Source organism: Paenibacillus sp. FSL H8-0280, from assembly GCF_045040665.1.
GTDB lineage: Bacteria > Bacillota > Bacilli > Paenibacillales > Paenibacillaceae > Paenibacillus > Paenibacillus xylanexedens_A.
The window spans coordinates 6,724,696-6,747,022 of record NZ_CP150296.1; the positions used below are offsets into that span (position 1 = coordinate 6,724,696).

The 22,327-nt window shown below is 47.3% G+C and carries 21 protein-coding genes; 10 read left to right on the forward strand and 11 right to left on the reverse strand.

Annotation, left to right across the window (positions count from 1 at the left end):
* The first annotated feature begins 27 nt into the window (after positions 1-27).
* Together MHI12_RS29265 and cobA are read left to right on the forward strand one after the other, a co-directional pair.
* Positions 28-909, forward strand: a complete 882-nt coding sequence (locus tag MHI12_RS29265; RefSeq protein WP_405171040.1) for a formate/nitrite transporter family protein — start codon at positions 28-30, stop codon at positions 907-909.
* A complete protein-coding gene (gene cobA, locus MHI12_RS29270; protein WP_405171041.1) occupies positions 906-1,676 on the forward strand; it encodes a uroporphyrinogen-III C-methyltransferase in 771 nt (256 codons plus the stop codon). Before MHI12_RS29265 ends, cobA begins: the two co-directional genes overlap by 4 nt.
* 233 nt (positions 1,677-1,909) lie before the next feature.
* On the opposite strand, the gene MHI12_RS29275 is transcribed toward cobA, so the two are convergent.
* Entirely contained in the window at positions 1,910-2,548 is a 639-nt protein-coding gene (locus MHI12_RS29275; RefSeq protein WP_405171042.1) for a TetR/AcrR family transcriptional regulator, read from the reverse strand.
* 195 nt (positions 2,549-2,743) lie between these two features.
* Between MHI12_RS29275 and MHI12_RS29280 the strand changes: the two genes are divergently transcribed.
* Positions 2,744-3,511 (forward strand): SDR family NAD(P)-dependent oxidoreductase, encoded by a 768-nt coding sequence (locus MHI12_RS29280; RefSeq protein ID WP_405171043.1) that lies wholly within the window; start codon positions 2,744-2,746, stop codon positions 3,509-3,511.
* 616 nt (positions 3,512-4,127) lie between these two features.
* Here the strand turns inward: MHI12_RS29280 and MHI12_RS29285 are convergent.
* From MHI12_RS29285 to MHI12_RS29295, 3 genes are all read right to left on the reverse strand, one after another.
* Positions 4,128-4,382, reverse strand: a complete 255-nt coding sequence (locus MHI12_RS29285) for a hypothetical protein (protein ID WP_405173068.1) — start codon at positions 4,380-4,382, stop codon at positions 4,128-4,130.
* Between the two features lie 200 nt (positions 4,383-4,582).
* The gene (locus tag MHI12_RS29290; protein ID WP_405171044.1) at positions 4,583-5,932 is read right to left on the reverse strand and encodes a sensor histidine kinase; all 1,350 of its coding nucleotides are present in this window, start codon (positions 5,930-5,932) and stop codon (positions 4,583-4,585) included.
* Positions 5,932-6,609 (reverse strand): response regulator transcription factor, encoded by a 678-nt coding sequence (locus tag MHI12_RS29295; RefSeq protein WP_036612327.1) that lies wholly within the window; start codon positions 6,607-6,609, stop codon positions 5,932-5,934. The genes MHI12_RS29290 and MHI12_RS29295 overlap by 1 nt, the downstream gene beginning before the upstream one ends.
* A 253-nt stretch (positions 6,610-6,862) precedes the next feature.
* Here MHI12_RS29295 and MHI12_RS29300 point away from each other — a divergent pair, with 253 nt between their 5' ends.
* Genes MHI12_RS29300 through MHI12_RS29310 form a run of 3 tightly spaced genes read left to right on the forward strand, consistent with a single transcriptional unit; the run spans position 6,863 to position 10,685 of the window.
* Entirely contained in the window at positions 6,863-7,681 is an 819-nt protein-coding gene (locus MHI12_RS29300) for a polyphosphate polymerase domain-containing protein (RefSeq protein ID WP_341009526.1), read from the forward strand.
* Positions 7,674-8,354 (forward strand): DUF4956 domain-containing protein, encoded by a 681-nt coding sequence (locus MHI12_RS29305; RefSeq protein ID WP_076213922.1) that lies wholly within the window; start codon positions 7,674-7,676, stop codon positions 8,352-8,354. Before MHI12_RS29300 ends, MHI12_RS29305 begins: the two co-directional genes overlap by 8 nt.
* A gap of 27 nt (positions 8,355-8,381) precedes the next feature.
* The gene (locus MHI12_RS29310; protein WP_405171045.1) at positions 8,382-10,685 is read left to right on the forward strand and encodes a carbohydrate-binding domain-containing protein; all 2,304 of its coding nucleotides are present in this window, start codon (positions 8,382-8,384) and stop codon (positions 10,683-10,685) included.
* A 231-nt stretch (positions 10,686-10,916) separates the two neighbouring features.
* On the opposite strand, the gene MHI12_RS29315 is transcribed toward MHI12_RS29310, so the two are convergent.
* On the reverse strand, positions 10,917-11,495 hold the full coding sequence (locus tag MHI12_RS29315; protein WP_405171046.1) for a class I SAM-dependent methyltransferase: 579 nt from the start codon (positions 11,493-11,495) through the stop codon (positions 10,917-10,919).
* Between the two features lie 26 nt (positions 11,496-11,521).
* Complete coding sequence (locus MHI12_RS29320; RefSeq protein ID WP_405171047.1) at positions 11,522-12,193, reverse strand: FHA domain-containing protein; 672 nt, start codon at positions 12,191-12,193, stop codon at positions 11,522-11,524.
* Positions 12,194-12,423: 230 nt separating this feature from the next.
* Between MHI12_RS29320 and MHI12_RS29325 the strand changes: the two genes are divergently transcribed.
* Positions 12,424-12,579: a hypothetical protein gene (locus tag MHI12_RS29325; RefSeq protein WP_165980318.1), complete on the forward strand. Its 156-nt coding sequence runs from the start codon at positions 12,424-12,426 to the stop codon at positions 12,577-12,579.
* Between the two features lie 378 nt (positions 12,580-12,957).
* Here MHI12_RS29325 and MHI12_RS29330 read toward each other — a convergent pair whose 3' ends face one another.
* Positions 12,958-15,546, reverse strand: a complete 2,589-nt coding sequence (locus MHI12_RS29330) for a DUF2339 domain-containing protein (protein ID WP_405171048.1) — start codon at positions 15,544-15,546, stop codon at positions 12,958-12,960.
* 189 nt (positions 15,547-15,735) lie between these two features.
* Entirely contained in the window at positions 15,736-16,779 is a 1,044-nt protein-coding gene (locus MHI12_RS29335; RefSeq protein WP_405171049.1) for an LCP family protein, read from the reverse strand.
* Between the two features lie 295 nt (positions 16,780-17,074).
* Between MHI12_RS29335 and MHI12_RS29340 the strand changes: the two genes are divergently transcribed.
* Positions 17,075-18,049, forward strand: a complete 975-nt coding sequence (locus tag MHI12_RS29340; protein WP_405173069.1) for an aldo/keto reductase — start codon at positions 17,075-17,077, stop codon at positions 18,047-18,049.
* 144 nt (positions 18,050-18,193) lie between these two features.
* Here MHI12_RS29340 and MHI12_RS29345 read toward each other — a convergent pair whose 3' ends face one another.
* The 3 genes from MHI12_RS29345 to MHI12_RS29355 all read right to left on the reverse strand — a co-directional run bounded on the left by MHI12_RS29345 (position 18,194) and on the right by MHI12_RS29355 (position 19,859).
* Positions 18,194-18,655, reverse strand: coding sequence for a MarR family winged helix-turn-helix transcriptional regulator (locus MHI12_RS29345; protein ID WP_091035655.1), 462 nt, complete (start codon positions 18,653-18,655; stop codon positions 18,194-18,196).
* A gap of 134 nt (positions 18,656-18,789) precedes the next feature.
* A complete protein-coding gene (locus MHI12_RS29350) occupies positions 18,790-19,467 on the reverse strand; it encodes a TIGR00266 family protein (protein WP_017691614.1) in 678 nt (225 codons plus the stop codon).
* Positions 19,464-19,859 (reverse strand): helix-turn-helix domain-containing protein, encoded by a 396-nt coding sequence (locus tag MHI12_RS29355; protein ID WP_017691613.1) that lies wholly within the window; start codon positions 19,857-19,859, stop codon positions 19,464-19,466. The genes MHI12_RS29350 and MHI12_RS29355 overlap by 4 nt, the downstream gene beginning before the upstream one ends.
* A gap of 164 nt (positions 19,860-20,023) precedes the next feature.
* Between MHI12_RS29355 and MHI12_RS29360 the strand changes: the two genes are divergently transcribed.
* Both MHI12_RS29360 and MHI12_RS29365 read left to right on the forward strand, forming a co-directional pair.
* Complete coding sequence (locus MHI12_RS29360; protein ID WP_405171050.1) at positions 20,024-21,238, forward strand: MFS transporter; 1,215 nt, start codon at positions 20,024-20,026, stop codon at positions 21,236-21,238.
* A 196-nt stretch (positions 21,239-21,434) separates the two neighbouring features.
* Positions 21,435-22,292: an aldo/keto reductase gene (locus tag MHI12_RS29365; protein ID WP_405171051.1), complete on the forward strand. Its 858-nt coding sequence runs from the start codon at positions 21,435-21,437 to the stop codon at positions 22,290-22,292.
* Positions 22,293-22,327 lie beyond the last annotated feature (35 nt).

Sequence of the window (22,327 nt, forward strand, 5' to 3'; positions counted from 1 at the left end):
TACCCTGACATCAAGGAGGCGTGCGCTATGGATTTTGTTAAACCTGCAGAAGTGCTGCAATCGATGCTCGAAGCTGGTGAGAGCAAAGCCAGAATGAATCGGGTACAGATGCTGATCCGCGGTTTTCTGGCGGGGGCTATCCTTGCCTTTGCAACCACACTGGCATATACCGCTGTATCTCAAACTTCCGTTGGTTTGGCAGGTGCACTGATATTCCCGGCGGGATTTGTCATCATTATTCTGCTGGGCCTTGAATTAGTGACAGGAAACTTTGCGATGCTTCCACTTGCAGTGTTGAAACGCAGAATTACATGGATGGATATGCTCCGGAATTATTTTTGGGTGATCACAGGACATCTGCTCGGATGTGCATTCTATGCTCTCTTATACGGCTTGACCATTACCAAGATGGGTACGGATATGAGCAACCCTCTAATTCAAACGCTGATCCAGACCAGTGAAACCAAAACATTGGGATATCAGCACTTGGGTGGGGCTGGCATTGTACTGGTCACCATCAAGGCCATTCTATGTAACTGGATGGTCACACTCGGGGCAGTGATGGCAATGACGTCCACTTCTACACTGGGCAAAATCGTAGCGATGTGGCTGCCCATTACCATATTTTTTGCTCAGGGATTTGAGCATGCTGTGGTAAATATGTTCGTCATTCCGGCAGGCATGATGCTTGGTGCACAGGTCAGTCTCGCTGACTGGTGGCTGTGGAATCAGATCCCGGTGTTGGTGGGCAACCTCATTGGCGGAGCTGTATTTACAGGCCTCGGTCTGTATGCCGCTCACCACTGGGGAAATCCGGTGAAGCTCTCGTCCAAACTGGCAACCATTCAGGGTGGTCGTTCAGGATTAGCAAGTACCGATGCTGCACCGAAACTGGGGACACGATCATGAGCAGGGGCCTGGTTAGTATTGTTGGCGCTGGTCCTGGAGATCCGGATCTGATTACGGTAAAAGCCCTGAAACGTATTCAGTCCGCAGATGTCATTATGTATGATCGGCTTGTGAATGATCAATTGCTCGCTGAGGCTCGTGAAGGAGCACTCCGTATTTACTGCGGCAAGGCTCCAGGCCTTCACTCCATGAGTCAGGAGATGATTGGACGAATGCTTGCTGCGCATGCAGCAGAAGGCAAACAAGTTGTACGACTCAAGGGTGGCGATCCGTTCATCTTTGGCCGTGGTGGTGAAGAAGCGCTTGTGCTGGCTGAAGCAGGGATTGCATTTGAGATCATTCCTGGCATCACTTCAGCTGTAGGTACATCCGCTTCATCCCTTATTCCGTTAACCCATCGCGGGGTTGCTTCATCCTTCGCATGTGTCACGGGAACCGGCAGTGATGGAAGTGTATCTTCGGTCCGCTGGGATCTACTCGCTCATAGTGTGGACACACTGGTCATCTACATGGGCATTAGCCAACTGCCCCAGATCCAACATGAATTGCTTCACCATGGCAAAAGTGGACACACCCCTGCGGCTTTAATCGAACGGGGAACCACTTCGGAGGAACGGATTATTACCGGCACACTTGCCGAACTCCATTCCCTCGCCCTGTTACATCAAGTGAATAATCCGGCATTGATTATGGTCGGAGAGTCCGTTCTGATCCGCGAACAGCTGCTTCAGATGCAACAGGCCGCGAACGCCTCCATGACAGGATAATCGAATTGGATTTCTTCATCTATATCAATTGAACTAAACATTTACACAAAACGGAGAGGACAGAAACGACCTGAAGAAGCAGAGCGTTCGCCTTTATCCCCGGATTTACCCTTTATAAAAGGAATCAAAAAAATCTGGGGATAACAGCGATCGGAAGGTTGTTCTGTCATCGGTGTGTGCAGTGTAAATATTCTTTAGTTCAATTGATATAGAACAAAACTCTCATTCGACCTTTAATCCAACAGCATACGCTCGTGAATAGTCCGACCCTTCTGCCCTGGTTCAATCAGCAGACGGGTCGGTTTGATGTTAATCAGCGCTGTAAGCTGCTCTCCCATATAATGCGCTGAATACTTGAATCCAATCTCTGCCCAATGCATGATTACGCCTACCGTTGCAGATACCAGATAACTTAACATGATGTCGTAATTAATCGTCCACTTACTATCCTCGGTCACCAATACAAAATCTTCGGTTAGATACGTTCTAAACATATTGCACAGCCGGGAGCTCATATCTGAATGCATTGTTATTAATGCACGAAAGATATCCTGATGGGCTTCAATATATTCGAATACAGGCATCGTGGATGGCAGCAATACAGTCATGTCCACTTCTTTGAGCTGTGCGTATGGTTCTGCATAAGCTCGCCCCACTCCCTGCATAAAATCATCCAGAATGAACTGCAACAACTCCGGTTTGCCGGGAAAATGTAAATAGAAGGTTCCACGGTTGTAATCCGCCCGTTCCGTAATATCCCGGATTGTGAGGGCATCCGCTCCCTTCTCTAATATCAAAGAAACCGCCGCAGCGATGATCGCATCCTGCGTTCTTCGTGCTCTCCGGTCCTGAGGATGTTCAATGATCAACATTTTCGCCTCCTTTGTTCATTATTGTAATATAAATGAACACCGCTTACACCTCTGTCCGATAGCTGACATATGCGATGTCAATGATTATTGTCACATTGCTATGTATATCTTAACATTGAGACAGGAAAGATAGACGACAGGTTGAAACTTTTTTTGAGAAATACCTGCCAATAATGAATAAGGAGCGGATATATCATGAGTACATCTTATACACATACAGCCGTTATTACAGGAGCAGCCGGGGGCATTGGTAAAGAATTGGCACGCCGCCTTGCTGAGCGCAAAATCAACTTGGTTCTGGTGGACCTGAATGAAGAAGCTATCCAACAGACGATTACTGATCTGAACCTCGACACAGAGCACGTCATCGCCGTAAAAGCGAACGTATCCCAAGAAGCAGACGTGAAAAACTATGTGCAAAAAGCATTGGATGCTTTTGGACGAATCGATTATTTTGCTAACAATGCCGGGATTGAAGGTCCAACAGGACTGATCGAAGACCTGAGTGTTGAAGCACTCGACACCGTATATAACGTCAACATTCGTGGGGTATTCCTGGGTCTGCAAAATGTCATTCCAGTGATGAAAAAACAAAAATCAGGTGCGATTCTCAATACCTCTTCCCTCGCGGGTCTGATGGGTGCACCTGCTGTATCTCCATATATTATGTCCAAACATGCCGTGGTTGGTCTCACGCGTACCGCTGCAAATGAACTGGCACCTTATAATATTCGGGTGAACGCTGTATTGCCAGGCACAATCAACACACGTATGATGCGCCAGATCGAAGCTAATTCCGGTAACGTGGAAGACTACCAGTCCGCAACCGTGTCCGCCATTCCAATGGGTCGCTATGGTGAACCAGAAGAAGTCGCTGCGGTGATGAACTTCCTGTTGTCCGAAGAAGCATCCTATGTAACAGCTTCCCTCTACACTGTAGATGGCGGTATGATGGGTCAATAAGAAGTTGTAAACGTTAGGATTGATAGGGATTGCCTAAAAATCTCACCTTACAGCGATATCCAATAGGGATGACTGTAGGACAACAGATGAGTGATGCGATGAGGCTGTACGATAGGTCAACACTCATCGAGCTGCACCCATAGCGAGACTCGACATATGATTCGATATAGTGGTCCGGTCCGATAGAACTTCAAGTCCATCCTTAGAAAAGTTATACCGACAGGTGTTCCCGAAGGAATACCTGGTCGCTACAATCTAAAAAAGGCCTCAACACCACAGTATTGTGGAGTTGAGGTCTTTTTTATAGTACAACACTTGCCATGCATTAGGCTGCATCTGTGAGATTTCACTTTTAAAACAGCCATTAAACGCCTTGTTGCACCTTGTGGTAACTCTAAGTTACTCTAACGAACCTAGGGCACCTTATTTCGGCTAAAAGCGCTTATTTCCTGAACTAACGAATCTCAGACACGCTAATTCCGCGGAAATGCTGCAATTGCACCGAAAAGTCCTAAAATCCAGAGAATAACGTGTCTGAGATTCGTTACATTCCAAAACGAGCGAGAAATACCCGAATAGCGCGTGTGAGATTCGTTAGATTTTGCCCACACTTAACTTAATCGACGTATCCCGCGTGACCCTTGTCCATCAAGTAGTCCATCTCAGCATCCAGGATGCTTTCCACGGTCAACTCATCCAGCTTCACATCTTTACGACTAAGGATGTAGTCCGCCAGATCATCGCCGTCAATATCCACATCGTTACCTTTGGCATTTTCGTGCGCCTTGTTGATGTACGCTTGCTCATGCTTCAACACAAGAGCGATGTTCGCTTGGTTTGCCTTCGTTTTATCTGCAATATATTGCATCATTTCTTGTTCATTAATTGCATTTGCTTCTGCCACGTTCAGTTCATCTCCTTGATTCATACATACTGTTGCCATTGTAGCATAGGTTAACCCATTACAGGCAGAACTTATGCCTGAAGAACGATTATATAGCGGTAGCGAAGGTTAGTGTTGAGCCAAAACGTGGGTAGCATTTTTTCATACGCTGGCTCATCACTCCACCCCTACGACAACCGCACGTAAAATGTAGCACCCTCTCCGACCACGCTTCGAGCATACACCTCTCCTTTGTGCTGATCCACAATGGAACGAGCAATCGCCAGCCCCAGACCATGCCCACCATGTTTGCGGGCTCTTGACGAATCCGTACGGTAGAATCGATCGAAGATCCGATCCAGATGTTCGGGTGCAATGCCTTCACCTGTGTTGGATACGGCCAGCATGACATCATTATTCTGTTTCTGGAGGGTGACGTTCACCGACCCTTTGGGACCGGAATACTTCACCGCATTATCGAGCAGGATCAGAATGACCTGTTTGATCTGCTCACTGTTCCCATGAACCGTAAGATTCGGCTCAATGTTGTAATCAAGGGAGATGTTTTTCTCAAAAATAACGGCCTCCATCGGCAAAATAATACTCTCTACCGCATCACTCATATTAAACTTCGCATGAATCATCGTGGAGCGTGAGTCATCCATCTGTGTCAGATAGAGCAGATCATTCGTAAGTCCGGTCATGCGCTCGGTTTCCGACTTGATATAGTGCAGCCACTTCGCCTGATTTGCTATAGTATCCTCCTGATTCGCAAGCAGTACGTCAGCATTGGTATTGATGATCGCCAGAGGTGTCTTCAGCTCATGAGAAGCATCCCCGATGAATTGTTTTTGCTTCTCAAAGGCTTCTCTGACTGGTGCAATGGAACGATTGGCAAAATAACGGCTCAGGAAGTAGATCACAATCAACATGACCAGTCCGACAATAGCAAATGTATAGATCAGATTCGTCAGAATGCCTTGTTGTGCCGTCACATCAATAAATACGATCATATGCCCATCACCGCTCGGATCAACCACATAGGCCCAGTCCGTTCCATCCAGCGCGAATTGTCCAGTCTGCCGTTCCGAATCACCCACTTTATTCTGGTCAACCTTTTGCAGCGCCTCGGTGTAGAACGTATCTTCCATATCAAATCGGGAATGCGTATCCGTAATCTTCCACTGATCATCCGTCTTGATCATGAACGAAACGGAACGCGCCGGTGGGGAGTTTGGGTCACCTCCCGGTCCTCCATTATCACCACCCATGGCATTGGAGGGCAGCGACTCTGAACCTGAACCTGTACTAGAACCTGTACCAGAGCCTGCCCCCATCCCCCCATCTTCCCCACGTGGCATCTTGGATGAATTATAAGGACTGTGATAGAAATCAGATACCTTGTACAGCTCCATACTCGTCTCACGTTGCACATTTTGGTACGTAATTGTATAGATCGTCGCAAATGCCACCAGCATCATAATAGATATGGACACCAGGTTCACGATTAGGAATCGATTTCGGAGTTTCTTGAACATCAGGACGTCACCTCAAGCACGTACCCCACACCCCGAATCGTGTTAATGCGGACAGCAGAGTTCAGGAAGGTTAACTTTTTGCGTAAAAACGAGATGTACACCTCCACATTGTTATACTCCACTTCCGAATCAAATCCCCATAACTTCTCAATAATCTGCTCTTTGGAGGTAATCGCCTGTTTGCGGGCAATCAACAGCTCCAGCAGTTCATTCTCCTTCAGATTCAGTTTAATCTCCTTACCCTGAACGCTCAGCTTCAACTGGGTTGTATTAAGCTCAATGTCGCCAAACTTCAGCCCATCCTCGGGAACCACTTCGCCCTTCCGCCGTAAAGCTGCACGAATCCGGGCCAGCAGTTCCTCTGTGGCAAACGGCTTGGCGATATAATCATCGGCACCATAATCGAGGCCTGTGACTTTGTCCGATAGTTCACCTTTCGCCGTAAGCAGAATGACAGGGGTATGATTGCCTTCACTGCGGAGTTTCTTCAGGACGGTGATCCCGTCCATCTCCGGCATCATGATGTCGAGTAGTAACAGGTCGTAGATGCCGCTCTGCGCATAATCCAGTCCTGATCTGCCGTCGTGGACCATGTCCACGGAGTAATTGTTTTTTTTCAAAATCTGCGATACAGCCTCTGCCAAATGAACCTCATCTTCCGCAATTAATATTCTCATGCTCTATTCATTCCTCTGCTTGAATTATTTCTCTCAATGGACTTGTTTTATATGTTCTTATTCTATCAATTAAACCTTGAATCAATCTTAATTCATTTTGTGCATGCGCACTATTATAGGAAGGTAAAAAAATGTTAACGCAATGTAAAACCATTTAAGATTCATTCAAGGTTGGGGCTCTAAGATACAGACATGGAAGCAATACACGATGCAACAAAACATACAACCCACAGACGAAAGGACTGAGTCCCACATGGCTATTGAAGTATTCAACCGATATGAGAGCAAGTACCTTTTGACGGATGAGCAGTACGCACATTTCTACAATGACCTGCTGAAATACATGGAGCTGGATGCCTACAACAAGAAACATGAGTATTACTCCATCAGCAACCTGTACTTCGACACTCCGCAGGATTCGCTGATCCGCGCCAGTCTCTCCAAACCAAAATACAAGGAGAAGCTGAGACTGCGAGCTTATGGAATCCCTGAAGAGAACGCCAAAGTGTATCTGGAGATCAAAAAGAAAGTATTTGGCCTGGTGAACAAGCGCAGAACAGCATTGAAGCTGGATGAAGCTTATGAATTCGTCCGTTCGGGAGAGGCACCGGAGCTGGCGGATTACATGAACAAACAAGTTGTTGAAGAGATCAAATATTTCCTTCGGGTATACGATCTTGAACCAAAAGTGTATCTGGCGTATGAACGCAAAGCGCTCTTCGACAAGAACAGCCGCGATCTCCGCATTACCTTTGACACCAACATCCGCAGTCGCAGATACGATCTGAAGCTGGAACAGGGAGATTACGGTGAGCCGCTGGTGAAGGACGGTCGATGGCTGATGGAAGTGAAAGCCGAGAAAACCGTTCCGATGTGGCTGTCACAACTGCTGTCCGAACATGGACTGTACCGTACCGGATTCTCTAAATACGGCAACGAGTTCAGACATCTCGCGAGAACAACCAACCTGAATTACCAGACAGAGCGCATTCTTGTACCAGGTACCGATTTCAACCCATCCATAGAACAAGATAAAACGATTATAGAAAGAGAGCGTGTCCTATATGCTTGATTCACTGTTCAGTTCAGCCCTAACCGATACCAACCTGACGTTTAACAACGCTGTAATCACCATTGGTCTTGCCATCATTCTGGGGTTGGTCATCAGCCTTACCTACATGAAGACTAACCAAAACACATACTCCCAGAGCTTCACCTTAACGATGGTTGTTCTGCCCGTCATTGTCGCCATCATCATCCTGCTGATCGGCAGCAACATCGCTCGAGCATTCAGCTTGGCAGGTGCCTTCTCGATCATCCGATTCCGAAGTGCCCCTGGTGATCCAAAGGACATTGCTTATGTATTGTTCACGATGGCTTCCGGTCTGGCCTGCGGTGTAGGCGCTTTTGGATACGCGGTTCTGTTCACCATTATCCTGTGTGTACTGATGTTTGTCCTGAGTCGCTTCAACTTCGGCGGCAAGAAAAGTCAGCTGAAAACGCTGAAAGTCACCATTCCCGAAAACTTAAGCTATGAAGAAGCTCTTAATGAAGTGTTCCATAAATTCAACGTACCTTTTGATCTGAAAAAAATCAGAACGACCGAACTCGGCAGTCTGTATGAGCTGGTCTACAGTGTAACCATTCACGAAAGTGTTAGCCAAAAAGAATTCCTCGATGCCATCCGTACCCGGAACGGCAACCTGGATATCTCGTTAACCATGAGTCCAACAACGGAATATTAATTTTTAATTCGAAGGGAACGATCTAATATGAAGAAAAACATGATAACAGGCAGCAAACTTTGGTCCATCGCCATGATTACCAGCCTACTCGCAGCATGCAGTGCACCAGCAACGACAAGCACAACCGCCAATGCCGCAACATCAACGACAGGAACAACCAAAACGGTATCTTTCAGCGAGCAAACTTCTGTAAAATACGCGGATCTGGTCTCTCTGGACGCTGACGATACCAACATTAGCTGGAGTGAGGCAGATTCCACAGCGATTAAGCTGAATGGCACAACTGCAACGGTGACCGGTTCGGGTGCCAAAGCAGCGAATGGTTCGGTAACCATCACCGAAGCAGGCACTTATGTACTTAGCGGTGAGCTAACGGATGGCCAGATCGTGGTTAACGTTGCCGATAAGGGCACTGTACATCTCGTATTAAACGGAGCAACAATTCATGATAACGACAGCGCCGCGATCTACATTCAGAAGGCTGGTAAAGCGGTGATTACGCTAGAAAAAGGAACCAAGAATACGGTTTCCGATGGTAAAACATATGTGTACGCCGATGCTACGACAGACGAGCCCGATGCTGCGATCTTCAGCAAAGCGGATCTTACATTCAACGGTGCAGGTCAATTGACCGTCACAGGTAACTATAATGAAGGTATTACGAGCAAGGATGATTTGAAAATCATTAGCGGTAGCATCAGTGTCAAAGCAGCCGATGACGGCATCAAAGGTAAAGATATGGTTGCAATTCAAGCGGGCACCATTAGCATTGAAGCCGAAGGCGACGGTATTAAATCAACCAATGACACAGATACCACCAAAGGTTACGTTGCTATCGCAGGAGGTACCTTCGATATCCAAAGTGGTAACGACGGTATTCAAGCCGAAACCGCACTCGTGGCGGATGGCGGCACATACAACATTGTAACGGGTGGTGGTAGTGCCAATGCACCAGCCAAAGTAGAAGAAGGTCCGTTTGGCGGCGGTGGCGGTGGATGGGGTGGCGGCACACCTCCAACGGATATGGGCACACCACCAGATGGCGAACCTCCTGCGGATATGCCGGAGATGCCTACTAACAGCGGTACGAATGCAGGTGCTAATACGAACGGTGCAACAGCATCCAGCTCTACTAACACAACAACAACGGATAACAATGCTGATGCGGACACTGCAACAACAGCTACTGAGTCCACAAGTGCAAAAGCACTCAAAGCAGGTACAGACCTGACGGTTAATGGCGGTACGTATACCATTGATTCCATGGATGATTCCCTGCACAGCAACAATAACGTGACAGTTAACGACGGAACATTCAACATTGAATCCGGTGATGACGGCATTCATGCCGATCAGGCCCTGACGATTAACGGCGGAACCATCACGATTGCGAAGAGTTATGAAGGACTTGAAGGTGCAATCATCACCCTGAACGATGGGGATGTGGATGTAACGGCATCCGATGATGGCGTAAATGCTGCAGGTGGCGAGACGGAAACAGCTGCGAATACAACGGCAAGTACAGATAGCGCGACTACAGCAACGGATGCCGCAACGACATCCAACATCTCTGTAACCGAAACAACAGGCACAACATCGACTACCGATCAGGCATCCCAAGGTACAACTGCTAATCAGCAAGGACGTGGACCGGGCGGTATGGGTGGTGCAGCAGCAAGCAATAACGAGTTCCACATTAACGGCGGCTCCCTCACTGTGAACGCAGGTGGTGACGGGCTGGATTCCAATGGTTCCATTGACATGACTGGCGGAACGGTTATTGTGAACGGACCGACGAATAGCGGCAACGGAGCATTGGATTATGACGGCACATTTGAAATCAGTGGTGGATACTTGGTAGCTGCTGGCAGCTCGGGTATGGCACAAGGAACATCTGATGCATCTACGCAAAATACCATTGTGATGACGTTCCCTGCAACGCAAAAAGCTGGAACACTTGTACATGTACAAGATAGCGAAGGCAACAACATCCTGACCTTTGCACCAGCAAAAGATTATCAAACCGTGGTTGTCAGCTCACAGGATCTTGCAAAAGATGGTTCCTACGTGATCTACTCCGGTGGTACATCTACAGGTAAAGCCGTGGATGGACTCTACACAGACGGTACCTACAGTGGCGGAACTCAAGTGGTTGCCTTCCAATCGACCAGTAATGTGACTTGGGTGAATGAATCTGGTGTAACCACTGCCAATACAGGTATGGGCGGTCCTGGTGGCGGCGGTGGACAAGGCGGATTCGGAGGCGGCAGAAACAGATCCCAATCCGGTACAACATCCGACAGCACAGGCACTACCGATTCTGCAAAGTAATATGTGCGGTAAGCAATAATCAAGCAATCTCTTGCCCCAACTCAAAGGCGAGACAAAAAGGCTCCGAATCACTTCATAGTGAGTTCGGGGCCTTTTTCGCATCCTCGTTCCTACGTGGTTTCTGCATTACTATGATATGGAGCACACTCTTTCATCCATTAACGTTATGGCAGAAGGCTTACAGCACTCCAGCTGAGCAAAAACCTGGTGATCACTTTCCTGTTCTTTTCTTTAAAAGGAATACACATACACCTTGGTGCGCAAGGCATCTCGACATGTTATTGTGCGTAGCGGTTCCTTACCCGGCAGCGCAAAACAGACACTAATCACCTTGGCACCCGGCGGAAGCTCTCGACTGAACTTGTCCAAAAGCTTAGTCATGGCTCCCGGGAATAGATAACAGATCACACAATCCGCATGTTCATAGGAACTGGTGTAGATATCCCCGCGCATGAAGCGCAGCCTGCCCTTGAGAGAGTGTTTGTTTCCCTTGGCTCGACGTAAGCGAACACTGTGATAGGCAATTATTTGGGAAGACCATAAGGGGATTCTCGAATTCTCAATCCCGGTCAGCCTTTTGCCAGGACAGTGCCTTACAACATCCAACCCCAGTGTACCCCATCCGGAGCCGGCTTCGAGCACATCCCCGTACCCCGGAATACGGTTTACCTCTTGAATGACCACCTGCCTGACACGGCCGGATGTGGGCATCGGGGAAATTCCGTTTTTCCAACTCACAAGTACGATGGATATGACACCGATCAATGTCACCACAGCAATCAACCATGGAATCAGGTAAATGATGAACATGAACTCATCCCTTTGTTATCACTCATTCATTCAGGCACATGAGACTTCATATATACACCCTTTTTATAAACGGACTTAATGGTAAAGTGTACACCCAACTTACGATTCGTCCGATAGATTAAGGAGTTAATCTCGTCAATCCCTACCGCTTCACTCTCCAGCATGCTCCGCTCCGGCCACACCTGAGCCACAATCTGTTCCCTTGTCACAAAGTGGTCCAGTTGACTATACAGCAGCTTGAACAGCTGATACTCCTTCTTGGACAGCGGAATCTCCACTTCACCGATCTGTACGGTTTGCAGGTGATCCTGTAACCGTACACCCTCACCCAGCAGATCCGACACCCGATATTCCCTTGTCTCTCCAAGATCACCTTCCGTGCAGAGCTGGATCAGTCCGTTGACCAACGTCAGGCTATCGCCCTCGCTAAACGGATATTTCTCATAGGGAACGAGGCGCTGCCCGTTCAGTTCGGTACCATTTTTGCTATCCAGATCCTCGATCCATAACTGTTGCTGTACATCATAATGAATGCGGCAATGCCGCTTCGATATCATCTGATTATAAACAGACAAGTCCAATTCACTACCGCCTGTGTAACGTCCCACCGTAATGGATCGACCCTGGCTTACATAAGCGAACGAGCCGTCACTTTCCTGCCCTGGCGTACGAATGACGATTTTTGCCGTCTCCCGCATATTATTCTCCCACCTTCAACGATCACTCGATCTCTATATACATATCTTCAACAATAATGATAAAATCATCAGATTTGTTCCATTGTTTGAACCGCTATAGTTCATTATAGTGGTATACAGGAACGATTTATGTTCGGTTCTACTCACTCTACTATACCAGACGTTGTGCTTTTTTTCTCATGACGGCCGGATGTCTACTTTAGCTCATTCAACAAGAGAGGTACCTTCTAATGAACAAAAAAAACATTTTCATATACGTATTGCTCGCCTTTGCCCTGTCCATGACATTAACCGTGCTCTCCCGTATGAACGATGATGGCGGAGAATCACTAAAAGGCACATCGGCTTCCGAAACCTCATGGTTACAAATGAAGATCCAGCCCTAGTCTACTCTATTATAACGTGATCTCGCCGCAAAACGTTTCACGAATGTCATATTAGGCTAAGCCATAGACTCACATCAATAAGGCCCCAGATTGCTGGTAACAGCAGCCCGGAGCCTCATTTTAATACAAAAAATCTATATTACACGACTTATTTCTCAAAGCGAAGTGAAGTGGACAGCGGACATTCCCACCATCTCACCCACATTCACGTCATTGCCGCTTCTTTCTCGCGCCGAATTTCCTCCAGCCATACACAACAAGAGCTACAGGGCCAGCGAACCATAACAACTGCCAAAGCATAATTTTCAGGTCGAATCCCATTTCAAGAATCACTCCTCCGATAATCGCAAAGGTAAATACAGTCGTTCAAAACCCAAATTAATCTTGGTCTTCCTCAGGCACATCCGCTTCGTCGCCAGGCTTCGCTGTCACTCTGGACTGTACTTCCTCCATCCGGCTGGACACCTTCTGATACAGGTAAGAGATCCCAAGCAATAGTACGCCAAAGCTGAAATAGGCAAAGATTTTGCTGCCCGAGGTAAGCATCCCCACATCATAGAACACCATCTTACCCGTGGCGAACAACGTTAGTCCTAGGCCCAGACGCCGAATCATGACATATTTTCTCCGGAATCCATAGGCAATATAGAGAATCGCCAGCAGCAGATAGATCAGGCTGAACATCAGCCCCACATCGCCCCATTGGAACTGAATTGTGAGGAAGACGGTGATGACACCCAGCAGATACACCCCTGCGATAACCGGGTACCATTCAATGCTCTTGAACTGCCCGCGGATGCCGGCAATCAGCAGATCCCTTCCTGCAAAGAATACCCCTACGTTAAAGATAATTAACACCAGTAAACCAACAATCTCCGCCGCTGTATGCTGCTGAACTTCCGGCTGAAGCGCTGGCATGGTTAAGGTTACGGCTAATGCAATACAGCAGCCAATAGCATGCAGGAAGGTGGTATACACCTGCACGTATCGATCACGCAGCAGCTTCACTTTGTTCAGTCCATAGGCCAATGCAATGGTGAGCGCTGCGAACATGAGTAACTTGTAGAACATGTATAACAGGAACGTCCCATCGACAGCTCTGGTATACAATTCATTTGACTCATACAGCACGTATAACCACAGATTCGCAAGTGTCACATACTTGAATCCGTTCAGGAAGCCAAGCTCCAGCGGGCTGTAATTAAATCTCTCTCTGGAAGATGAGTTGCTGTGAACTGCCCAGGCATAATACAGTGTAATCAGCAGGGTCCCCAGCGTAATGCTGGAGTATTTTAACATAAAATAAGAACGTTCCCCGATGAAGAATAGCGCCAGCAGATCGTAGTACACAAAAGTGATTAGACATAGAAGAACGATGCCCCATCCGGCACGTTCCACCGACTTGAGCCGTTTCAGATGTCCAAGCGTAACCAGCAGAACCCCTTCGATTAACCAACCCATCGATAACCACTTGGCCCCGAATTGGAACGGAATAATCAGAATGGCAAAGGTCAGGGAAGTGACATAGAAGAGTAATATCGTCTGTTTCTCCTGAGCCATATGGCGCTGGACGAATCGTGCGAGGCCCAGATAAACCACGCAGAAGATCAACGCCAGCAAGCCCTGAGCATCATTCCAACCCGCCACATCAAATAACACGTATAACATCAGACAGCTGATGCTCGTATTCATGGCGAGTAGAGCGAAATCCCACCAGGTTAACTTCATTCGGTGTTTGAACGGATATGCCAGCGTAATGCCCAGATATAATGCAAACGTCACAATGGAATACAACATGCCAATTTTCTCACTTGGCGACAGCCATAAAAGGATGAGCATGGATGGTGTGTTGAACAGGAAACTGATATAGTGCACCACTGGCCACCGTTTTCCAAACGAAATGAACACAATAATGCCGTTTAAGAGCAGCAGATAGATCATGGCTACATAGACAGCAGGGCCTTCAAGCCCGAACGAGAACATGTAGGAGAATAACGGAAGATATCCGCCCACGAGACCTAGTGAACAGATGGTCTTCGATTGGTATCTCAAGGACAACAATACGGAGATTGCCGATACCAATACAGACAGGGCAAGTCCCGTATATAACCCGATAATATGCAGTAAAAAGTAACTATAGAAGACGGAGCCGAACAATACGGATATCCCACCGCCGAGCAGCCCCATCGCAAACGTCTGCCTTTTGCGGCGGAACAGCCACTCTCCTCCAGCAAGCATCAGTGCACCGAGCAGGAAAAAGGCTCCGCTCTTCATCTCGTCATTGAACCAGGTCGAGTACGAATATTGGAACGCTGCTCCAACGCCCAGAATGAGGAGCAGGATGGCTACTTTGTTGATCCAGCTGAGTCCAATCTTCATCTCCATGCGATTCTGCTTGATCCGGCGTTGAATAGTCTCTTCGCTCAACCCTTCCTCCGCCATATGCTCATATCCACGTTCCATGTGCCCGCGTAGAGCCTCTTCTCTATCCCGTACAGCTCGTCTGTGCGATTCAATGCGCTCATTCACCTCTGCCGCAAGGTAAGCAATCCTCTCCTTCACCTCGTGGGAGTCCTCTTGCAACTCCTGTGCTGCCTGGTTATACAGCGCGTTCAGATTGGATTTGGTTCGATGTTCATGGAATGCAATTCGATCATTATGTACTGCTGTTTTCCCTTGAAAATAGGTCTCCATCTTCTCTCGGGATACGCGGATCAGATTCAGCTTCTCATCCAACATCTGTTCGGATAACGCCATACGAAGACGTGCATTCTCTTCTTCCATCTTGCGTGAGCGAAGCTCAAGCTGGTGCAACTTGAGTTTGTGAGCTTCATACTGTTCCTGTAACTGTTCATTCTTAACGATCAGGTCATCGGACTGGTATTCCTGGAGCAAGGCGTGATACTCCTTCGCCAGCTGTTTCTGCTGCTCCTGAACCTGTTGAAGCCGATCCTTAAACTCCTTCATGAGCTTCCTCCGTTGGTTGATGTTTAATCTTTTCCCTATATTTTACTATATGTATGCCATAAAAAGAGGTTTAAACATTAGATATATCTGTGCAATATTTCATCCGTAGGATCTCAACGCAAAAAAAGCCGGGAAGCAACAGCTTCGCCGGACTTATATTCATATGAGCATTTGCACAAGAATCGAGGCTTATGCCGCATCACTCGTCTCCGATTGGTCCGCTGACTCCGGTTCAATAATCTCGGTTGCATCCGGGTCTAGCCAACTGGCGATCATGCCACGCACATATTGCAGATCGTCCTCCGACAGATCGTAGTACCATGTGCCACTGCGCGTTGCGCCTTCCCCCTTCAGCATGTAATTGCTGATCGTGGGTGCACCGTCTTTCATATATAAGGACTCGGCAAATTTCACGATAAAGTCCGAGGTCATATTGGTTGTAAAATTCGATCCGGCAATCTGGATTACGTCTGGGATCTTGGTCAGATTTTTGACCTCCAGCGCACGATTCATGAAGGCACTTAAGAAAATCCGGTGACGCATCGTCCGATTGAAATCGGAATCTTCCCGGTAACGCACATAACCAAGCGCTTCTTCGCCGCTATAGATCGGTTTGTTCGCTTCAACAAACAGCTTCTCATGAATTTTGAGCTTGTTCTCAATATTTTTCTTGATCGGCAGTTCAACGCCACCCACCGCATCAACAATATCCTTGAGCCCGTTAAAATTAATCGCGGCATAGAAATCCACTTTGTTCCCCATCAAATTCTCCACCGTATCCATCGCCATCTTGGCTTCACCGTGGGCATATGCTGAGTTAATCTTTGACTTCACATCCCGGCCGACAATCTCGGTATAGGAATCACGCGGAATGGACAGCAGCAGCACTTTATTGTCTTCTGGACGCACGACGGAATAGATGATGGTATCCGAACGGCTTGGTTCGTTATCCCGTTGGTCAATCCCTAGCAGCAACAGCGAGAATGGGTCCGTATGTTCCACGACAGGGGCATCCTTATCGCCAGCTGGTTTAAAGGAGTCATCCAAGGCATCCTTCACTGTAGCTGATGCGAACAAATTAAAGGCAAACACGACGAGTTGCTTTTGATAAATAAATCCGAGCCCTCCCAACACAAGCAGCACACTTAGGGTGATGATTAATGGCTTCTTCCATTTCTTCTTCGGTTTCTTCGGCTTCCGTCTTGTTAAATGTGCGGCACTGTTTTCCATCATATCTCCTTTAATAACGGGTTCTTAGAATCATTTAACTATATTAATAACACGTTTTCAATAGATTACGTTATAATCTGCTATACAAATACGTGTTCAAAAAGTTTGGTTTTCAGTACCAAGAAGATGGAATGAAGCTAGAAATAGAGTAGCGGAGCGTAGGGAAAACTACGTGAGCAACGGACATTTCGGCTGAATTTCATATTCGATGCTGATGATGCCACCAGGCATCATTCGTAATCAAAAGTGGACTTTTTGAACTACCTCTATAAGATGTACATAAAGGGAGCGATGAATGATGGAGTATCGACGTTTGGGCAATAGTGGTTTGCGTGTGTCGGCACTGGGGCTTGGCACCAATGCATTTGGCAAACGCGCGGATGAAGCAGCTTCTACCCGCATTATTCATGCAGCGATGGATCAGGGCATCAACTTTATCGATACCGCCAATATCTACGCAGGCACGGAATCGGAACGCATCATTGGACAGGCTCTCACAGGTCGACGGGAAAACGCGGTGCTTGCTACCAAAGCCGGATTACCCCGGCATGATGGTCCTCATGGGCGGGGTTCCTCCCGCTACCATTTGCAACAAGAGCTGGAACATAGCCTGCGGCGTCTACAAACGGATTATGTCGATCTGTACCAGATCCATACTTTTGATCCGCATACACCGCTGGATGAGACACTGCGCACACTGGACGATATGGTCACTTCCGGCAAAGTCCGTTACATCGGAGCCTCCAACTACGCAGCTTGGGAGCTGATGAAAGCTTTAGGCATCAGTGAACAGAAAGGTTATGTGCGCTACATCTCCACCCAAACCAGCTACTCCTTGGCAGACCGTACACCTGAGCTGGAACTGGTACCGATGTGTCTGGATCAGGGTGTAGGCATTATCCCGTATTTCCCGCTGGCAGGTGGTATTCTGACAGGTAAATATAACGGACAGACCGGTGTACCCTCCGGTTCCAGAGCAGACACCGATCCGTCCTTCAACCGTTTCCTGCTGGAGCATAATATCCAACTAAGTGAACAAGTGAGTGCTAAAGCTGCCTCATATGGTTGCTCCCCGAGTGTGCTGTCGCTCGCATGGCTACTGACACGTCCAGCTGTATCCACAGTGATTGTCGGGGCTACACGCACCGAACAGCTGGAACATAATCTGGCTAGTCTGGACATGTCACTGCCTGATGAGCTGTTGGCCGATCTGGATCAAATCAGTGACTCTTTCCGTCGCCGCGAGCCATTTGCATCCTATCGAATCGATTGAGCAACCGAAATAGACCTCCCGACAAGATGAAGTCAGGAGGTCTATTTGTATTTTACAGAGGTGTTATAATTATTAATAATCAGAAAATTTTCCAGTTCCACTACATTCTGTAGTTTAATAAATTAAAAAAAGATATATTACGGATCAACTCTCCGTTTTTTGACGAAGAAACTCTTGCATGATCTCCATATATTCTTCCTTGCGATCATCCAAAGTTTCGAAGAATGCCTTGTCCGATTCCTCGACAAGATGGATTCCCTCCACAGCCAATCGGGTTCCTTCTTCCGTTGTTGTGATAATATTGGCACGCGTATCTGTCTGATGACGAGCGCGGGTAATTAATCCCCTTTTTTCAAGCGCACGTAGAACCTGAGAAGTCACGTTAACATCCACCTTGGCAAACTGAGCAATTTGAACCTGAGTAACTCCCTTGCCTTCCTCATCGTGTTCATTGAGCCATAAACAGGCGTGCAATAATACAAATTGAGGTTGTGTCAGTTCGAGGGGCTCCAGCACCCTGCGTACTTCCTTTTGCCACATGGCTGTAACCTGCCATAACAGATATCCCGGACTTTCTTGTGCGTTTTTATACCGTGAGCTTGTCATCTCATACCTCCATGATGTGCGACCTTATGCAACAGAATATATACCCGTCAGTCAATGAAGTAAATCCATTATTCATATAACGATGATGGAAACATATCCGTTGCAACTCTGTGTGTTCTTTCTCAAAAAAATAATTAGCGCGCAGGGATAAACTGCTTCACCCATTGTCCGAATCCTTGCGGATTGCGGCTCTGTATAAGAATGGTTCCTTCTCCCCGGAACCGACATACCAGTCCTTCTCCACTTGTAACACTGGATAACCAGCCCTGTGAAGCTTTCTCAATACGGTAATCTACATAATGAGGCCATGCCACCAAATGGGCGTTATCCACGATCATTTCTTCACCTGCTGCCAGATTAATCGCATGGATGGCACCATAGGAAGACAGAAATACGGTTCCACGTCCACTGATCTCAATAATGAAGAAACCTTCTCCCGAAAAGAGACCTTTCTTCAGGTTTTGCATTTTGGTATTCACCTGAATGCCCTCGGTTCCTGCCAGAAATCCGTCTTTCTGCACATAGAGTGAATAGGAACCGTCCAATTCAACAGCTTCTACATCGCCCATACTGGAAGGTGAGAGCAGAATCTCTGCCGACCCGCCCGCAGCCGTCAGTTCCTGAAAGAAAAACTTCTCCCCGCTCAGCATCCGACCGAACCCGGCAAACATCCCACCTTCTGCTGAACCCTTCAGTTCAACCGTAGGAGTCATAGATACCATCGCACCACTCTCGGCCTTGAACCGCTCTCCCCGCTGCAAATGTACCTTGAGCATCGCAAAAGCACCATCATATAAAATCTCATAGTTCACGGTTGCACCAGCTCCCTATTGTCAGAGTTAAAATCATTGAGTCCATTATCTTCCAGAACTGCTGATTTGTCTCCGTATTCCTTCACAATATGTTGATCTCCCCAATTGCAGAGCGCATTGAGAATTGGTTCAAGACTTCTCCCGTAATCACTCAATTCGTATTCTACTTTGGGAGGGACCTGATTATATACGATTCGATTCACGATCCCGTCGTTTTCAAGCTCTCTCAGTTGCTGTGTTAACATTTTCTGTGTAATTGCGGGCATAATACGCTTGAGATCACTGGTTCGTCTTTTCCCATGTGTCAGATGACAGAGAATGACGCATTTCCACTTGCCACCGATCACCTCTAGGGTAGCTTCAACCGAGATGTTATATTTTTTTCTGACCATAACTTGCTTCCTCCCTGATGAATTGAATTACCTCCGTCGCATGCTGTATAGGCACCAAAAAGTACGTAGGGTACTAAAAAGTACGTACTATTCAATCTATACCGAATAACTCATAATAGCATTTGCCGGTACGTAAATCTACATTCTGGGGAGTTGAGCAAGAAATGTTACAAGATTCAAAGCGCAGCACGTGGGCACTGCTAGCACTGGCCATTAGTGCATTCGCGATCGGTACCACAGAGTTTATCAGCGTTGGGCTACTGCCCCTCATTGCAGATGACCTGGGCATTTCCGTAACTACAGCGGGACTGACCGTTACTTTATATGCATTAGGCGTTACCTTTGGGGCTCCTGTTCTGACCTCACTGACGTCTACCATATCACGCAAAACGCTATTGCTTGCCATCATGATTGTCTTTATTGCGGGTAACACGATGGCTGCACTATCGACGGGCATCACCATGTTACTCATTGCACGAGTAGTGTCCGCTCTGGCACACGGGGTGTTCATGTCCATTGGCTCCACGATTGCAGCCGATCTGGTGCCTGCAAACCGTAGGGCGAGTGCTATTGCCATCATGTTCTCCGGTCTTACCATTGCCACAGTAACCGGTGTACCTCTCGGTACACTCATCGGCCAACATTGGGGCTGGCGCGCTGCCTTTATCCTGATTGTTGGGGTTGGCATCGTTGCGATGATCGGAAACCTGATACTCGTGCCATCCACGTTGAAGCGAGGAACACGGACGGCATTTCGAGCTCAGCTGAAGCTGGTTACAGGTGGACGCTTGCTGCTAGCTTTTGCCATCACTGCCGTTGGGTACGGAGGAACATTTGTTGTCTTTACGTATCTGTCCCCATTGTTGCATGATATTAGCGGTTATTCCGAGAAAACAGTAGCGTTCATTCTGTTGTTGTACGGAATAGCCATCGCTGTTGGCAACATCATCGGCGGCAGAGCAGCCAATCGCAACCCGCTCAAGGCGCTCTTCTACATGTTCATCATTCAGACCATCATTCTCGGCGTGATGTACTTTACGGTCCCATTCAAGTTGGCAGCACTGCTCACCATTATGGGTATGGGCCTGCTCGCCTTCATGAATGTGCCTGGACTTCAGATGTACGTTGTAACCTTGGCTGAACGATATGCACCACAGGCCAAGGATGTAGCCTCAGCCTTTAACATCGCCGCATTTAATGCAGGGATCGCTATAGGTGCCTATTTGGGTGGAGTGATCAATGACTCCATTGGTTTGATTCACACGACATGGGTCGGGGCCTTGATGGTTCTCGTAGCTGTAATCCTGACTGCATGGGCTAAAATGCTGGAAAGCAAGGATCAACATGCATCAGTCGAAATGGAGAAAGCTTCGTTCTAATTTCCATTCCGATCATGGGTCTCACTCTTATATATATCAGTTCCAGCCTTAGAGGGGAACCGGTTTCACATTGTATTTTATTATACTATAATACGTTGAACCCAATTTGATCTACTATGATTTAATTTTGTATGATAAAACAACGATAATTCAGCTTGAAACGATTGATTTTTACACACTTTAAGGAGGAAATCTCATGACAACAACTCAAACCGCACAACATTTACAATCCACAGTAACTCTGCATAACGGTGTTTCTATGCCTTGGTTCGGACTTGGTGTATTTAAGGTAGAAGAAGGATCTGAACTGATTGAAGCCGTGAAAAATGCGATTAAACATGGATACCGCAGCATTGATACTGCTGCAATATACGGCAATGAAGCTGGTGTTGGTCAAGCGATTGCAGAAGCTTTGCAAGAAAACAACCTGAAACGCGAAGAACTGTTTGTTACATCTAAAGTATGGAATGCAGACCTTGGATATGAAGAGACACTTGCCGCTTTTGATACCACATTGAACAAACTGGGACTGGAATACCTTGACCTGTATCTGATTCACTGGCCTAAGGCAGGCAAATACAAAGCAGCCTGGAAAGCAATCGAGGAACTGTACGCGGCTGGCCGCATTAAAGCTATTGGCGTAAGCAACTTCCAGATTCATCATCTCGAAGACCTGATGCAGGATGCCAAAGTGAAACCGATGGTCAATCAGGTGGAATACCACCCTCGCCTGACTCAGGTTGAGCTTAAGGCTTTCTGTGAGAAGCATGGTATCCAGCTTGAAGCTTGGTCGCCTCTAATGCAAGGTCAGCTGTTGGACAACCCAGTGCTCACGGCTATTGCTTCAGCCAAAGGCAAATCGGTTGCACAAGTCATCCTGCGTTGGGATCTGCAAAATGGGGTCATTACCATTCCGAAGTCCACCAAGGAAAACCGGATTATCGAGAACTCCTCCATCTTCGACTTTGAACTTTCAAATGAAGAGATGGATCAGATCAGTGCTCTAAACGAAGATGTACGCGTTGGTCCTGACCCGGACAACTTCGATTTCTAATAGATAGCCTTTTTGGAGGCTGCTTTGTTTGACAT

What these genes read in the sequence shown, in the direction of transcription:
- MHI12_RS29335 (WP_405171049.1), bottom strand. Translation starts at nt 16,779, where the DNA reads ATGATGGAAAACAGTGCCGCACATTTAACAAGACGGAAGCCGAAGAAA.
- MHI12_RS29360 (WP_405171050.1), top strand. Translation starts at nt 20,024, where the DNA reads ATGTTACAAGATTCAAAGCGCAGCACGTGGGCACTGCTAGCACTGGCC.
- MHI12_RS29275 (WP_405171042.1), bottom strand. Translation starts at nt 2,548, where the DNA reads ATGTTGATCATTGAACATCCTCAGGACCGGAGAGCACGAAGAACGCAG.
- MHI12_RS29355 (WP_017691613.1), bottom strand. Translation starts at nt 19,859, where the DNA reads ATGGTCAGAAAAAAATATAACATCTCGGTTGAAGCTACCCTAGAGGTG.
- MHI12_RS29305 (WP_076213922.1), top strand. Translation starts at nt 7,674, where the DNA reads ATGCTTGATTCACTGTTCAGTTCAGCCCTAACCGATACCAACCTGACG.
- MHI12_RS29345 (WP_091035655.1), bottom strand. Translation starts at nt 18,655, where the DNA reads ATGACAAGCTCACGGTATAAAAACGCACAAGAAAGTCCGGGATATCTG.
- MHI12_RS29365 (WP_405171051.1), top strand. Translation starts at nt 21,435, where the DNA reads ATGACAACAACTCAAACCGCACAACATTTACAATCCACAGTAACTCTG.
- MHI12_RS29290 (WP_405171044.1), bottom strand. Translation starts at nt 5,932, where the DNA reads ATGTTCAAGAAACTCCGAAATCGATTCCTAATCGTGAACCTGGTGTCC.
- MHI12_RS29265 (WP_405171040.1), top strand. Translation starts at nt 28, where the DNA reads ATGGATTTTGTTAAACCTGCAGAAGTGCTGCAATCGATGCTCGAAGCT.
- MHI12_RS29315 (WP_405171046.1), bottom strand. Translation starts at nt 11,495, where the DNA reads ATGTTCATCATTTACCTGATTCCATGGTTGATTGCTGTGGTGACATTG.
- MHI12_RS29320 (WP_405171047.1), bottom strand. Translation starts at nt 12,193, where the DNA reads ATGCGGGAGACGGCAAAAATCGTCATTCGTACGCCAGGGCAGGAAAGT.
- MHI12_RS29280 (WP_405171043.1), top strand. Translation starts at nt 2,744, where the DNA reads ATGAGTACATCTTATACACATACAGCCGTTATTACAGGAGCAGCCGGG.
- MHI12_RS29325 (WP_165980318.1), top strand. Translation starts at nt 12,424, where the DNA reads ATGAACAAAAAAAACATTTTCATATACGTATTGCTCGCCTTTGCCCTG.
- cobA (WP_405171041.1), top strand. Translation starts at nt 906, where the DNA reads ATGAGCAGGGGCCTGGTTAGTATTGTTGGCGCTGGTCCTGGAGATCCG.
- MHI12_RS29300 (WP_341009526.1), top strand. Translation starts at nt 6,863, where the DNA reads ATGGCTATTGAAGTATTCAACCGATATGAGAGCAAGTACCTTTTGACG.
- MHI12_RS29285 (WP_405173068.1), bottom strand. Translation starts at nt 4,382, where the DNA reads ATGATGCAATATATTGCAGATAAAACGAAGGCAAACCAAGCGAACATC.
- MHI12_RS29340 (WP_405173069.1), top strand. Translation starts at nt 17,075, where the DNA reads ATGGAGTATCGACGTTTGGGCAATAGTGGTTTGCGTGTGTCGGCACTG.
- MHI12_RS29310 (WP_405171045.1), top strand. Translation starts at nt 8,382, where the DNA reads ATGAAGAAAAACATGATAACAGGCAGCAAACTTTGGTCCATCGCCATG.
- MHI12_RS29295 (WP_036612327.1), bottom strand. Translation starts at nt 6,609, where the DNA reads ATGAGAATATTAATTGCGGAAGATGAGGTTCATTTGGCAGAGGCTGTA.
- MHI12_RS29330 (WP_405171048.1), bottom strand. Translation starts at nt 15,546, where the DNA reads ATGAAGGAGTTTAAGGATCGGCTTCAACAGGTTCAGGAGCAGCAGAAA.